This window comes from Methylobacterium longum (genome assembly GCF_022179385.1).
GTDB lineage: Bacteria > Pseudomonadota > Alphaproteobacteria > Rhizobiales > Beijerinckiaceae > Methylobacterium > Methylobacterium longum.
In genome coordinates this window covers 206215-219352 of sequence record NZ_BPQS01000005.1, presented here as the reverse complement: position 1 = coordinate 219352, position 13138 = coordinate 206215, and the positions used below count along the sequence as shown (strand labels likewise).

General features: G+C 72.2%; 11 protein-coding genes. 8 read left to right on the top strand and 3 right to left on the bottom strand.

Annotation, left to right across the window (positions count from 1 at the left end; genetic code table 11):
• Positions 1–71: 71 nt before the first annotated feature.
• Both MFF58_RS06990 and MFF58_RS06985 read right to left on the bottom strand, forming a co-directional pair.
• Entirely contained in the window at positions 72–1103 is a 1032-nt protein-coding gene (locus MFF58_RS06990) for a fumarylacetoacetate hydrolase family protein (protein ID WP_238286254.1), read from the bottom strand.
• A 106-nt stretch (positions 1104–1209) separates the two neighbouring features.
• A complete protein-coding gene (locus MFF58_RS06985; protein ID WP_238286253.1) occupies positions 1210–2232 on the bottom strand; it encodes an LLM class flavin-dependent oxidoreductase in 1023 nt (340 codons plus the stop codon).
• 189 nt (positions 2233–2421) lie between these two features.
• Here MFF58_RS06985 and MFF58_RS06980 point away from each other — a divergent pair, with 189 nt between their 5' ends.
• From MFF58_RS06980 to MFF58_RS06965, 4 genes are all read left to right on the top strand, one after another.
• Positions 2422–3624, top strand: a complete 1203-nt coding sequence (locus MFF58_RS06980; protein WP_238286252.1) for a pyridoxal phosphate-dependent aminotransferase — start codon at positions 2422–2424, stop codon at positions 3622–3624.
• A gap of 27 nt (positions 3625–3651) precedes the next feature.
• Positions 3652–4494, top strand: a complete 843-nt coding sequence (locus MFF58_RS06975; protein ID WP_238286251.1) for an NAD(P)-dependent oxidoreductase — start codon at positions 3652–3654, stop codon at positions 4492–4494.
• A gap of 441 nt (positions 4495–4935) precedes the next feature.
• The gene (locus MFF58_RS06970; protein ID WP_238286297.1) at positions 4936–5322 is read left to right on the top strand and encodes a hypothetical protein; all 387 of its coding nucleotides are present in this window, start codon (positions 4936–4938) and stop codon (positions 5320–5322) included.
• A 115-nt stretch (positions 5323–5437) separates the two neighbouring features.
• Entirely contained in the window at positions 5438–6391 is a 954-nt protein-coding gene (locus tag MFF58_RS06965; protein ID WP_238286250.1) for a DMT family transporter, read from the top strand.
• 19 nt (positions 6392–6410) lie between these two features.
• Here MFF58_RS06965 and MFF58_RS06960 read toward each other — a convergent pair whose 3' ends face one another.
• Positions 6411–6680 (bottom strand): hypothetical protein, encoded by a 270-nt coding sequence (locus tag MFF58_RS06960; protein ID WP_238286249.1) that lies wholly within the window; start codon positions 6678–6680, stop codon positions 6411–6413.
• A 333-nt stretch (positions 6681–7013) separates the two neighbouring features.
• Between MFF58_RS06960 and ileS the strand changes: the two genes are divergently transcribed.
• The 4 genes from ileS (at position 7014) to MFF58_RS06940 (ending at position 13108) form a co-directional block, all read left to right on the top strand.
• Complete coding sequence (gene ileS, locus MFF58_RS06955; protein ID WP_238286247.1) at positions 7014–9980, top strand: isoleucine--tRNA ligase; 2967 nt, start codon at positions 7014–7016, stop codon at positions 9978–9980.
• 214 nt (positions 9981–10194) lie between these two features.
• Positions 10195–10686 (top strand): signal peptidase II, encoded by a 492-nt coding sequence (gene lspA, locus MFF58_RS06950; protein ID WP_238286245.1) that lies wholly within the window; start codon positions 10195–10197, stop codon positions 10684–10686.
• A 192-nt stretch (positions 10687–10878) separates the two neighbouring features.
• On the top strand, positions 10879–11541 hold the full coding sequence (locus MFF58_RS06945; RefSeq protein ID WP_238286244.1) for a hypothetical protein: 663 nt from the start codon (positions 10879–10881) through the stop codon (positions 11539–11541).
• Positions 11542–11698: 157 nt separating this feature from the next.
• Positions 11699–13108, top strand: coding sequence for a M16 family metallopeptidase (locus tag MFF58_RS06940; protein WP_238286243.1), 1410 nt, complete (start codon positions 11699–11701; stop codon positions 13106–13108).
• Positions 13109–13138: the final 30 nt, after the last annotated feature.

Sequence of the window (13138 nt, the reverse complement as noted above, 5' to 3'; positions counted from 1 at the left end):
ATCCGCCCACGATCCGGATGGCGTCGCTGCGCTCGCGACGACGCGGCGAGCCGTCTCGGCACCGCGCCCGATCAGACCAGCTTGAAGCGCAGCGCCCCGAGCCCTTCGAGTTCCGAGACCACTTCGTCGCCCGGCTTCAGCCACGCCCGATCCTGGCGCGGGATCTTCTCCCCGAAGATCACGCCCTGCGGCGTGCCGGTGTAGAAGATGTCGCCCGGCTTGATCGTCATGACCTTCGACGCGAAGCTGATCAGCTGGCGGCAATTGAAGATCATGTCGCTGGTGTTCCAGTCCTGCCGCACCTGGCCGTTCACCAGAGTCTTGAGCGTCAGGTCATTCGGGTCCTTCACCCGGTCGGAAGTGACGAGGTAGGGACCGAGCGGGGCGAACCCGTCGGAGGTCTTGCCGATCATGAACTGCGAGGTCAGAGTCTGAAGATCCCGGGCGCTGAAATCGTTGCCCGTGCAGTAGCCGGCCACGTAGTCGAGGGCGTCCGCCTCGGAGACGTTCCGGCATTCCCGGCCGAACACCATCACCAGCTCGGTCTCGTAATCGAATTCCCGCGCGGCCTGGGTCGGCAGCGTGATCGTGCCCCCGTGGTGGTTCAGGGCGTTGTTGTACTTGTTGAACAGCGGCGGGTCCTTGGGGATCGGCGTGCCGGTCTCCTCCGCGTGGTGGCGGTAGTTGAAGCCCATCATGATGATCTTCTCGGGCCGCGTGACCACCGGCCCGTAGGCGATGCCCGGCTCCGCCAGCAGGAAGCGCCCGTCGGGGGCGGCCTCGACCGCGTCGATCAGCGCCCGCAGCGCCGGGCCGCGCCCGTTCTGGAGCAGGTCGTCCATGTCGGTCGGGGCTGGCATCCCGAGCCCGCTGCCGGCGGCCGCGACGTCGAGCACGCCATCCTTCATCTTCACGCCCAAGGTGTAGCCGTCGCCGCGGCGCATGTTGATGAGGGTCATGTCCCGGGGCATGCCGAAGGGCGCGGGCGCGCCCGGCTTGCCGGGCCCGGGCGCCGTCGTCCGCTCGTCGGCCGCCCGGACGGGCGTTGCCGCCGCGGCGAGGCCCGCGGCCGTAGCGGTCAGGAATTCGCGTCGGTTGCCCATGCTGCCTCTCCTCCGGCCGGCCCGTCTGGCGCGGGCGCGATCCGGGGGGAGCCTGCACGGACCCTGGCCGCGTCGCCAGGGCCTGCCGGGGGCGGCGTGTGACGGGTCAGGCCGCCTGTGAGGTGGCGCCGAGCCCCCAGGCCTGCGCCAGCAGCGCGTAGGATTCGTGCCGGGCGGCCTGATCGGGGATGGCCGAGACGATCATCAGCTCGTCGGCCTGGGTGCGCGCGACCATGTCGGCGAGCCGGGCCCGGAGAGTCTCGGGGCCGCCCACGTGCAGGCGGTCGCGGCCGCGCTCGATCTGCAGGCGCTCCCCGTCGGCATACGGGTAGGCGAGCGCCTCGGCGAGGCTCGGCAGCGGCCGGTACTCGCCCCGCTCCCGCCGCAGGGTCGCGAGGCGCGCGCTGGATGCCAGCCGCTCGGCCTCGGCATCCGTGGCGGCACAGATCGCCGCGACCGCCAGGATCGCGTGGGGCTTGCTGCCGAGCCGGGTCGGCCGGAAGAGATTCCGGTAGTCGAGCATCGGCGCCTCGGCCGGCATGCCGGAGAAGTGCTGCGCGAAGCCGAAGCCGCAGCCGATCTCGCCCGCGAGACGGGCGCTGTAATCGGAGGAGCCGAGCAGGAAGATCGGCGGCAGCGGCACGCCCGCGGGGCTCGCCTCGATCCGCGCGAACGGATGCCCCTCCGGGAAACCGCCGTCCCAGAACAGCAGCTCCTGCAGGCGGTCGAGGAAGTCGTCGCCCCCCGCCCCCGGCGCCTCCCGGCGGCGCAGCGCCCGCGCGGTGACGCCGTCCGTGCCGGGCGCGCGCCCGAGTCCGAGGTCGATCCGGCCGGGGAACAGGGCCTCCAGCACCCGGAAGCGCTCCGCCACCATCAGCGGCGCGTGGTTCGGCAGCATGATCCCGCCCGAGCCGACCCGGAGGTTGCGGGTTGCGGCGGCGATCTGGCCGATCATGATCTCGGGGGCCGGGCTCGCCACGTTGGGCAGGGCGTGGTGCTCGGCGAGCCAGTAGCGCCGGTAGCCGAGGCCGTCGACGTGGCGGGCGAGTGCCAGGGTGTCGTGCAGCGCCTGGGCCGGGGTCGAATCGGCGCCGACGAAGGAGAGGTCGAGAACGGAGAGCGGAATCATCAGCGAGATCTGGTATCGACGCGCCCGCAAAGCGAGGGCGCCGGCGCGGGGGAGATCTGCGCTGCGCGCCCGGGGCGCCGCCCCACTCCGTGCCGCGCACCGCCTTGCCGGCTCAGCGTCCCGGGCCTAGGGTCCGCCGCGCCGCGAAGAGGCGGCGCCTGACCTCGAGAATCCGGAGCATCGCACGCCATGGCTCTCCTCGCCGACGTCCTCTCGCGGGTGAAGCCGTCCGCGACCATCGTGATGACTCAGAAGGCCCGGGACCTGAAGGCGTCGGGCGTCGACGTCATCAGCCTGTCGGTGGGCGAGCCGGATTTCGACACGCCCGAGCACATCAAGCAGGCGGCGATCGACGCGATCCACCGCAACGAGACCCGCTACCCGCCGGTCTCCGGCATCGTGCCCCTGCGCGAGGCGATCGTGCGCAAGTTCAAGCGCGAGAACGGGCTCGACTACAAGGTCGCGCAGACCATCGTGGGCACCGGCGGCAAGCAGGTGCTGTACAACGCCTTCCTCGCCACCCTGAATCCCGGCGACGAGGTGGTGATCCCCCGTCCCTACTGGGTGTCCTACCCGGAGATGGTCGGGCTGTGCGGGGGCACGCCGGTCTTCGCCGACGCCGACATGGCCAACGGCTTCAAGCTCCAGCCCGAGGAGCTGGACCGGGTGCTCACCCCGAAGACCAAGTGGATCGTCCTCAACTCGCCCTCGAACCCGTCCGGGGCCGCTTATTCCCGCGCCGAGATGAAGGCGCTCACCGACGTGCTGCTCCGCTACCCGGACGTGCACATCCTGACCGACGACATCTACGAGCACCTGACCTACGGCGATTTCGAATTCGTCACCCCGGCCCAGGTCGAGCCGCAGCTCGTGGACCGCACGCTGACCATGAACGGCGTCTCGAAGGGCTATGCCATGACCGGCTGGCGCATCGGCTACGCGGCCGGTCCGGAGAAGCTGATCAAGGCGATGGATTTCGTCCAGGGCCAGCAGACCTCGGGGGCGAGCACGATCGCGCAATGGGCCGCGGTCGCCGCCCTCGACGGCCCGCAGGACCATCTGGCCACGTTCCGTTCGGCCTTCCACGGCCGGCGCGACCTCGTCGTGTCGATGCTCAACCAGACCAACGGCCTGACCTGCCCGACGCCCGAGGGCGCGTTCTACGTCTACCCGTCCTGCGCGGCGCTGATCGGCAAGAAGACGGAAGCCGGCAAGACCATCGAGACCGACGAGGATTTCGTCATGGAGCTGCTTCAGGCCGAGGGCGTGGCCGCCGTCCACGGCTCGGCCTTCGGGCTCGGCCCGAACCTGCGCATCTCCTACGCGACCTCGAACGCGGTGCTGGAGGAGGCCTGCCGGCGCATCCAGCGCTTCTGCGGCTCGCTGCGGTAGCGGCCCGATCGTCCCCGGAGGCGTCCCGTGCCCACCATCGCGGTGATCGCCCCGGGCGCCATGGGCAGCGCCATCGGGGCCCGGCTCGCCGGCCACGGCGCGCGCGTGCTGACCTCCCTGGACGGGCGCGGGGCCGCGAGCCGCGCCCGGGCCGAGGCCGCCGGCATGGCGCATGCCGGGGACGGCGACCTCGCCGCCGCCGACCTCGTGCTCTCGATCGTGCCCCCCGCCGACGCGGAGGCGCTCGCCCGCCGCCTCGCGCCCGCCCTCGCGGCTGCCGCGAAGAAGCCGGTCTACATCGACGCCAACGCCGTCAGCCCGGAGACGGTCGGGCGCATCGCCGGGATCGTCGCGGCCACCGGCACGCCGTTCCTCGACGGCGCGATCCTGGGCCTGCCGCCGAAGCCCGGCGCCGGAGGACCGCGCGTCTACGTCTCGGGTCCCGAGACCGCCCCGGCGCTGGTGCTGCGCGACCTCGGCCTCGACCTGCGCGTCTGTCCCGGGGGCGTCGGTGCGGCCTCAAGCCTCAAGATGGGCTATGCCGGCCTCAACAAGGGCCTGACGGCGCTCGCCGCGCTCATGATCCTCGCCGCCGATCGCGCGGGTGCCGGCGAGGCGCTGCGCGCCGAACTCGCCGAGAACGAGCCCGCCCTCCTCGCCCGCTTCGCCACGGGCCTGCCCGACATGGCGCCGAAGGCCCATCGCTGGGCGCCCGAGATGGAGGAGATCGCCGGCTTCCTCGGGCCCGACGCGGCCGGGCGGCAGGTTTTCGCCGGCTATGCCGACCTCTACCGGCGCCTCGCCGGCGAGGCCGGCGCGGCCGAGATCGCCGCTCTGATACGCTTCGCCGCGGCCGCGGCGGAGCGCTGATCGCCGCGGGCGCCGCCGAAACGGCCTCGCCTCTGTTGCCGGCCCGGCCGTCACCCTCTACACGGGCTGTCCCCAGCGGCCGATGCGCCTGAAGGTTTCGCGAGCCCGCTCGGGCCTGCATGGCAGCGGGGTCGGCAGTGACGGGGTGGTCCGGACCAGTTCTCTGGGCCGTTCCTGTGAGGCTCAGTGGGCCGAGTCGCTGCAGGAGTGTCGGGAGCGCGGGGAACAGGAACCGCGAATCCGGCGCACGGCCCACATCAATTTCCCCCATCCTCGCCATCGGCCGGTCGACCCGTCGGGCGAGGCTGCGAGCGTCGGGATGCCCCGTTCCGGGACAGGATCCGGCGGGGCGATTGCGGCTTCGTTCACGCTCCGCGGCGATGATGATCCGTGACCGGGGATCCGGTCTCGCGTAACCGCGTTCTCTCGGGCCTGACGACCATGCGAGCCCTGCTCACCAGCGGCATCAAGGCGATCCTGGCGGTCGCCGCCCTTTCGACGGCCGCGCACTGGACGCTGCGCGTCCAGCGTGAATCGACGGCGGCGCCGATGCCGGTCGCCGCCATCCCCGATCCGGTCGCCACGGGCTCCATCGAGCCGCGCCAAGCCGAGCGGCAGGTGGAGCGCCCCGCCGCCGTCGCGAGCGTCCCGCCCTCCGCGACGGGGCCGCGCTCGCCCGCGGCGCCTGCATCGGGGCTCGACCAGTCGCATCTCGCCGCGCTGATCGCGGGGGCGGCACCGGCGAAGCCGAAGGTCGCCAAGGCGACCACGAAGACCGCCTCCGCCGAGAAGGCCCTGCCGGTCGAGAAGGTGGCGGCCAAGCGCTGAGGCGCCCGTCGGCGCGCACGACCGTGCGGGCTGCATGGTCCCCCTGCGCCGCGACGGATACCGAGGCGGAGCCGGGCGTGGCACGACCGCCGGCCTCAAGCGGGATGGGCCAGGCATGAGCACGCAGGTCGCGACGTCCGTCAGCGAAGACCCCGCACCTGCCTGCGCCGCCGCCGAGACGGCTCTCGCGGGCCGCCGCCGGCTCGTCGGCATCGCCCTGATGTGCGGGGCGGTCGCGTTCTTCGCGAGCCTGGATGCCAGCGCCAAGACCCTGGCGCGGGCCGGAGTCGATCCCCTGGTCACCACCTTCATGCGCTACGCCGCCAGCGTCGCGATGATCTCGCTGTTCATCAACCCGGTCCGCACGCCGGGCGTGGTCAGGAGCCGGCGGCTGACGCTGCAGATCGTGCGCTCGCTGCTGCTGTTCGCCTCCACGGCGCTGAACTTCCTGGCCTTGCGCTACCTGCAACTCGCCGAGACGATCTCGATCCAGTTCGCCGCGCCCCTCACCGTGGCGCTGCTGGCCGGGCCGCTGCTCGGCGAGTGGTCCTCGCGGGCCCGCTTGACGGCGATCGGCGTCGGCTTCCTCGGGGTGCTCGTGATCGTGCGACCGGGGCTCGGGGGGATGCACCCGGCCGCCCTGCTCTGCGTCGCCAACGTCGTGGTCTACGCCTTCTACGCGATCATCACGCGCAAGCTCGCGGCCTACGACTCGACCGCCACGACCATGTTCTACACGGGGCTCGCGGGCCTCGCGCTGATGGCCCCGCTCCTGCCCTGGATCTGGGCGAGCCCGGCGAGCCTGACCCACTGGGCCCTGCTGCTCGGCGTCGCGCTGTTCGGCACGCTGGGCCACTGGCTTCTGGTGATGGCGCATGCCCGGGCGCCGGCCAACGTGCTGGCGCCGTTCATCTACACCCAGCTGCTCTGGTCGGTGACGCTGGGCTTCCTACTGTTCGGCGACGTGCCGAGCCGCTGGACCGTGGCGGGCGCCATGATCGTCGTCGGCTCGGGCCTGTACCTCCTGGCGCAGGAGACCATTCGCCGGGAGGGGCGGCCGGCCGCCTGAGGCGACCGGCCGGATACCGTCAGCGGCCCATCCGCTCCTGACGCTCCATCCGCTCCTCGCGGCGGTTCTCGCGGGCGCGGCGGGCCGGATCGGGATCCGTGCCGAGCACGCCGCCGACCGTGCCGGTGGCGGCGCCGACCGCCCCGCCGACGACGCCGCCCACGGGGCCGGCCGCGGCCGAGCCGTCCTCGACGCCGCGCTGGGCGCCGCGGGCCGTGCCCTGGGCCTCGGCGGCACCCGCGAAGGTGATGGGCGCGAGGGCGAGGGTCGCGATCAGAAATTTCTTCATGGGTCTACTCCCGGATGTCGGTCTGGGTCGGCTCCGCGCCGCCGCGGCGAGCGGAGGGTGTGTCGTTCAACGGTTCAGACGCCGATTGGTCCCATCCGCAGTCACGGGCGCGTGATCCGCACGGCCGCTGGCCTCGGGCCGGGGCGGCTGGTAGAGAACCCGACATGCACGCTTCGCGCGCCCTGCGCGGCCCCGGCCGCCCGATCCGAATTACCGGCCCGGCCTCCGCCTGAGGGCCCGCTTCGGCGCGGCCGCGCGGAGGTCCGGGATCCTCCTGCCGCCTGAACCGAATCCGCCGGCCTGCCGCCGGCCCGACCGCCGATGCGAGACCCGATGACCGCCCCCGAGACCGCGCCCGCCCGCGACTATTCCAAGTCCCTGTTCCTGCCGCAGACCGCGTTCCCGATGCGCGCCGGCCTGCCCGTGCGCGAGCCGCTCTTCATCGAGCGCTGGAAGGCCATGGACCTCTACGGCAAGCTGCGCGCCCGCGGCCAGGGCCGGCCGAAATTCGTGCTCCACGACGGCCCGCCCTACGCCAACGGCAACATTCACATCGGCACGGCGCTCAACAAGATCCTCAAGGACGTGGTCGTCCGCTCGCAGACCGCCCTCGGCTTCGACGCCAACTACGTCCCGGGCTGGGACTGCCACGGCCTGCCGATCGAGTGGAAGATCGAGGAGCAGTACCGCGCCAAGGGCCGCAACAAGGACGACGTGCCGGTGATCGAGTTCCGGCAGGAGTGCCGGACCTTCGCGGCCCAGTGGCTCGACGTGCAGCGCGAGGAGTTCAAGCGGCTCGGCGTCACCGGCGACTGGGACCATCCCTACGCCACCATGGCGTTCCCGGCGGAGGCGGTGATCGCCGACGAACTGATGAAGTTCTCGATGAGCGGCCAGCTCTACCGGGGCTCGAAGCCGGTGATGTGGTCGGTGGTCGAGAAGACCGCGCTGGCCGAGGCGGAGGTCGAGTACGAGGAGCACGTCAGCGACACGGTGTTCGTCGCCTTCCCGATCCGCTCCGGCGCCGCGGGCGACCTCGTGGCGGCCCGGGTGGTGATCTGGACGACCACCCCCTGGACGATCCCGGGCAACCGCGCCGTCGCGTTCTCGAAGAAGATCGCCTACGGCCTGTATCGGGTCACGGAGGCGCCGGCCGACAACTGGGCGACGCCGGGCCAGAGCTACCTGCTCGCCGACAGCCTGGCCGCGACCGTATTCAAGGCGGCCCGGGTCGCGGCGTTCGAGCGTGTCGGCGACGTGAGTCCGGCGACGCTCGCTGCCCTCACCCTCGACCACCCCCTGGCCGGGCTCGGCTACGGCTTCGCCGTGCCGATGCTCGACGGCGACCACGTCACCGACGAATCCGGCACGGGCTTCGTCCACACGGCGCCGAGCCACGGCCGCGAGGATTTCGAGCTCTGGATGGCGAGCGGCCGGCTGCTGCGCGAGCGCGGCATCGACCCGACCATCCCCTACACGGTCGATGCCGACAGCGTGCTCACGGAGGCCGCCCCGGGCTTCGCCGGTACCCGCGTGCTCACCGCCAAGGGCGAGAAGGGCGACGCCAACAAGGCGGTCATCGCCGCGCTGACCGAGGCCGGGGCGCTGATCGCCCGTGGGGTGCTGCGCCACCAGTACCCGCATTCCTGGCGCTCCAAGAAGCCGGTGATCTTCCGGAACACCCCGCAATGGTTCATCGCCATGGACCGGCCGGTGGACTCCCTCGGCAACCGGACGCTCCGCGAGGTGGCGCTCCAAGGCATTGACGACACCCAGTGGGTGCCGACGCAGGGCAAGAATCGCATCACCGGCATGGTCGCCAACCGGCCGGACTGGGTGGTCTCGCGCCAGCGCGCCTGGGGCGTGCCGATCACCGTGTTCGTCCACCGGGAGACCGCCGAGATCCTCAAGGACGCGCGGGTCAACGCCCGCATCCGCGACGCCTTCGCGGCCGAGGGCGCCGACGCGTGGTTCCACGACGATGCGGCCGCGCGCTTCCTGGCGCCGGACCACGACCCGGCCGCCTACGACAAGGTCACCGACGTCCTCGATGTCTGGTTCGATTCGGGCTCGACCCACGCCTTCGTGCTGGACGATCCGGAGGCCTTCCCGGGGCTGGCCGGCGTCACGCGCGTCCGCGACGGCGGGCAGGACCGGGTCATGTACCTGGAGGGCTCCGACCAGCACCGCGGCTGGTTCCAATCCTCGCTGCTCGAATCCTCCGGGACCCGCGGCCGTGCCCCCTACGACATCGTCCTGACCCACGGCTTCGTCCTCGACGGCAAGGGCCTGAAGATGTCGAAGTCGAAGGGCAACGTCGTCGCGCCGCAGAGCGTCATCAAGGATTCGGGTGCCGACATCCTGCGCCTCTGGGTGGCGGCCTCCGACTACACCGACGACCTGCGCATCGGTCCCGAGATCATCAAGACCTTCGCGGAGACCTACCGGAAGCTGCGCAATTCCCTGCGCTGGATGCTGGGCTCGCTGGCCCACCGGGTCCCGGGCGACGACGTGGCGTACGGCGACATGCCGGAGCTGGAGCGGCTGATCCTGCACCGGCTCGCCGAGCTCGACGGCGAGATCCGCGAGGCCTACGCGGCCTTCGACACCAAGCGGGTGGTGGCGCTGCTCAACGGCTTCATGACCGGCGACCTCTCGTCCTTCTACTTCGACGTGCGCAAGGACGCCCTGTACTGCGATCCGATCTCCTCGGTCCGCCGCCGGGCGGCCCTCCAGGTGATCGACGCGGCGTTCCGGCGGGCGGCGATCTGGCTTGCCCCGGTGCTGGCCTTCACGGCCGAGGAGGCGTGGCTCGACCGCTACCCGTCCGAGGACGGCTCGGTGCATCTCCAGACCCTGCCGGAGACTCCGGCGGACTGGCTCGATGCCCCCCTCGCGGAGCGCTGGCACAAGATCCGGCGGGTCCGGCGCGTCGTCACCGGCGCCCTGGAGATCGAGCGCGCCGCGAAGCGCATCGGCGCGAGCCTGGAGGCGGCCCCGCAGGTCTACGTCGCGGATCCCGAGCTGCTCGCGGCGCTCGAGGGCTGCGACTTCGCCGACACCTGCATCACCTCCGACATCACGGTGAGCGCGGGCGAGGGACCGGCCGACGCCTTCCGCCTCGACGAGGTCCGCGGCGTCGCCGTGGTGCCGCGCCCGGCCGAGGGCCGCAAATGCGCCCGGTCCTGGCGGGTCAGCCCGAGCGTGGGCAGCGATCCGGATTATCCGGAGGTGACCCCCCGCGACGCCCAGGCCCTGCGCGAGTGGGACGCGGCGCATCCGGAGGCGAGCGCGGCGTGAGCGCGCGCGCGACCGCATCCGCCCGCCCCCCTCTCCGGGGGCGGGTGCCCCTCGCGTCGGCGAGGGACGGGAGAGGGGAGCCCGGCTTCCGGGTGCGGCGCGGCCCGCGTGGCGCCCGCGGCCCTTTCCTGCACCGTCGCGCCCCGCGCCCCGCTCCCCCGCAGGCGGGGGAGGCGGATGCGCACGGACGGCGCCGGTCCCGGGATCGCCGCCCGTGACCCCCTTCCGCGCCGGCCTCCTGGCCCTCCTCCTCACGCTCCTCCTCGACCAAGCCTCCAAGCTCAGCCTCTACTTCGGTACGGACCTCGTGCTGACCCAGCCCTGGCGGCTCACCCCCGTCGTCGACCTCGTCGTCGTCTGGAACCGCGGCGTCTCCTACGGCCTGTTCCAGCAGGAAGGCGGATTCGGGCGCTGGTTCCTCGTGGTCCTGTCGCTCGCCGCGGCGCTGGGCCTCGGGATCTGGATGCACCGGGCGGGCTCGCGGCTGCTCGCGGTGGCGCTGGGCCTCATCGTCGGCGGCGCCCTGGGCAACGCCATCGACCGGGCCGCCTACGGGGCGGTGTTCGACTTCGTCCACCTGCATGCGGGCCGCTGGTCCTGGTACGTGTTCAACGTGGCCGACGCCGCCATCGTGGCGGGTGTGATCGGCCTGATCCTCGACAGCCTGTCCCCGGCCGGGCGGCGGGGGCGGACGGACGCCGCGTAGGCCGGGGCGGGGACGCGTCGACGCGCCACTGATCCGCGCAACACACAGGCGCGCCTGCATCCCGCCCCTGGCGCGGCGTGGTCAAGGCGCCATACGATCGCCGGAAACCGGCTTCAGGCCGGAACCTGTCGGATCAGGCCGCGCCGCGGCGATCCTTGAACCGGGCGCTCCGTCCGGAACCCGTGAGGCAGCATGACCGGGCATCGCAGGCTTCGTCTCCTCCTTTCCGCCGCGGTCGTGCTGACCCCGCTGGCCGCAGGCGGCGCGCAGGCGCAGGAGCGCGGCGAGTTCATGCGCGACGCGCTGTCGGGCATCGGGCTCCTGGAGAAGCGTCAGGATCCGATCGACTACCACGAGCGCGCGCCCCTGGTGATGCCGCCCAAGCTCGACGGCAAGGCTTTGCCCCAGCCGCGGGCCCGCTCCACCAGCGCCGCTTGGCCGAAGGATCCCGAGATCGCCGAGCGTGAGCGCGCCGCCGCCGAGCGCCGTCGCCCGTCGGGCAACCAAGCCCGCGGCCGCTACGACGACAACAACGCCACGCTCTCGGTAGACGAGATCCGGGGTGGACGCCGCGCCGGAGCGAGCCTGACCACCGAGGCCGAGCGCAAGCCCGGCGACAACAATCGCGACTCCAGCCTGCTCAACCCCTTCGACCTGCTCAAGGGCAAGAGCGCGAACGCCGAGCCCGCCGACGTCGAGCCGAACCGCGACATCCTCACGGATCCGCCGACCGGATATCGCCAGCCCCCGAAGAAGCTGGCGCGGCCGTCGCCGAACGACCCGATCAACAATGCCAGCCGCGAGCGCGAGGAATCCGATCCCGGGTCCTATATCCGGCAGCGGGCGCAGCAGTAACGAAGTCGCTGTGTCGCCGTTGCAACGGCGACTCGGCGTGGCAACATGTGAACTTCGACCCGGACCGGCTCCTGCCGTCCGGAGATCAGACGGCCTCGACCCGCGCGCGCGCCCCGACGTGAGACGCCGTGTTTGGGGCCGGCAGAAGGAAAGCGGAATGCACCTGTTCAGGAAGGCGACGCCCCCCCTCTTCCCGCCGCGTCCGGGTTCGCCCCTCGGCGGCAGCGCCGGTCGGGGCGAGGCCGCGCCGTTCGGGCGTTCCGAAGCGGGCGGACCGGAGGTGACGGCCTTCACCCTCGACAACGGCCTCGACGTGGTGGTCGTCCCCGATCACCGGGCTCCCGTCGCCACCCACATGATCTGGTATCGCAACGGCTCGGCCGATGATCCGCTCGGCCAGTCGGGCATCGCCCACTTCCTCGAGCACCTGATGTTCAAGGGGACCGAGCGGCACCCGGTCGGTGCCTTCTCCAAGGCGGTGTCGGGGCTCGGCGGCCAGGAGAACGCCTTCACCAGCTACGACTACACCGCCTATTTCCAGCGGGTCGCCCGCGACCACCTCGGCACCATGATGGCGTTCGAGGCCGACCGCATGAGCGGTCTCGTCCTCGACGACGCCGTCGTGGCGCCCGAGCGCGACGTGGTGCTGGAGGAGCGCCGCATGCGCGTCGAGACCGACCCGTCGGCCCAGCTCTCCGAGGCGATGGCGGCCTCCCTGTTCGTGCACCATCCCTACGGGATCCCGATCATCGGCTGGATGCACGAGATCGAGGGCCTGAACCGCGAACACGCGCTGGCCTATTACAAGCGCTTCTACACCCCCGAGAACGCCATCCTGGTGGTGGCCGGCGACGTGACTCCCGACGAGGTCCGGCGGCTCGCCGAGGACACCTACGGCCGCGTCGCGCCGCAAGGCGCGAGGCCCGAGCGCCTGCGGGCGCGGGAGCCGGAGCCGAAGGCGCTCCGCCGCATCGCGGTCGCCGACCCGAAGGTCGAGCAGCCGACCCTGCAGCGGCTCTACCTGACCCCCTCCTGCATCACCGCCCGCGACGGCGGCTGCCACGACCTCGAGCTGCTCGCCGAGGTGCTGGGCGGCGGCTCGACCTCGTACCTCTACCGCAAGCTGGTCATGGAGACCGGCCTCGCGGTGAATGCCGGCGCCTGGTACATGGGCTCGGCGATCGACGACACCCGCTTCTCCGTCTACGCGGTGCCCGCCGAGGGCGTGCCTCTGGAGAAGCTGGAGGAGGCCGTCGACCGGGTTCTGCGCCGCGCCCCTGCGGAGGCCCTGGACGCCGAGGCGATCGAGCGCGCCAAGACCCGCCTCGTGGCCGAGACCGTCTACTCGTCCGACAGCCAGTCGTCGCTGGCCCGGATCTACGGCTCGGCGCTGGCGATCGGCGAGACCATCGAGGAGGTCCGCCGCTGGCCGACCGACATCGAAGCGGTGTCGCAGGACCGCCTCAAGAGCGCCGCCGAGCGCTGGCTGACCCCGGCCCGCTCGGTCACCGGCTACCTGACGAAGGCGCAGGATCCCGACGCCCCGGTCGCGATGGCCGCCGAGTAGCCCCGGTCGCGTCCCGGTCCGGCCCGCTGC

What these genes read in the sequence shown, in the direction of transcription:
- MFF58_RS06990 (WP_238286254.1), bottom strand. Translation starts at nt 1,103, where the DNA reads ATGGGCAACCGACGCGAATTCCTGACCGCTACGGCCGCGGGCCTCGCC.
- MFF58_RS06985 (WP_238286253.1), bottom strand. Translation starts at nt 2,232, where the DNA reads ATGATTCCGCTCTCCGTTCTCGACCTCTCCTTCGTCGGCGCCGATTCG.
- MFF58_RS06980 (WP_238286252.1), top strand. Translation starts at nt 2,422, where the DNA reads ATGGCTCTCCTCGCCGACGTCCTCTCGCGGGTGAAGCCGTCCGCGACC.
- MFF58_RS06970 (WP_238286297.1), top strand. Translation starts at nt 4,936, where the DNA reads ATGCGAGCCCTGCTCACCAGCGGCATCAAGGCGATCCTGGCGGTCGCC.
- MFF58_RS06965 (WP_238286250.1), top strand. Translation starts at nt 5,438, where the DNA reads ATGAGCACGCAGGTCGCGACGTCCGTCAGCGAAGACCCCGCACCTGCC.
- MFF58_RS06960 (WP_238286249.1), bottom strand. Translation starts at nt 6,680, where the DNA reads ATGAAGAAATTTCTGATCGCGACCCTCGCCCTCGCGCCCATCACCTTC.
- ileS (WP_238286247.1), top strand. Translation starts at nt 7,014, where the DNA reads ATGACCGCCCCCGAGACCGCGCCCGCCCGCGACTATTCCAAGTCCCTG.
- MFF58_RS06945 (WP_238286244.1), top strand. Translation starts at nt 10,879, where the DNA reads ATGACCGGGCATCGCAGGCTTCGTCTCCTCCTTTCCGCCGCGGTCGTG.
- MFF58_RS06940 (WP_238286243.1), top strand. Translation starts at nt 11,699, where the DNA reads ATGCACCTGTTCAGGAAGGCGACGCCCCCCCTCTTCCCGCCGCGTCCG.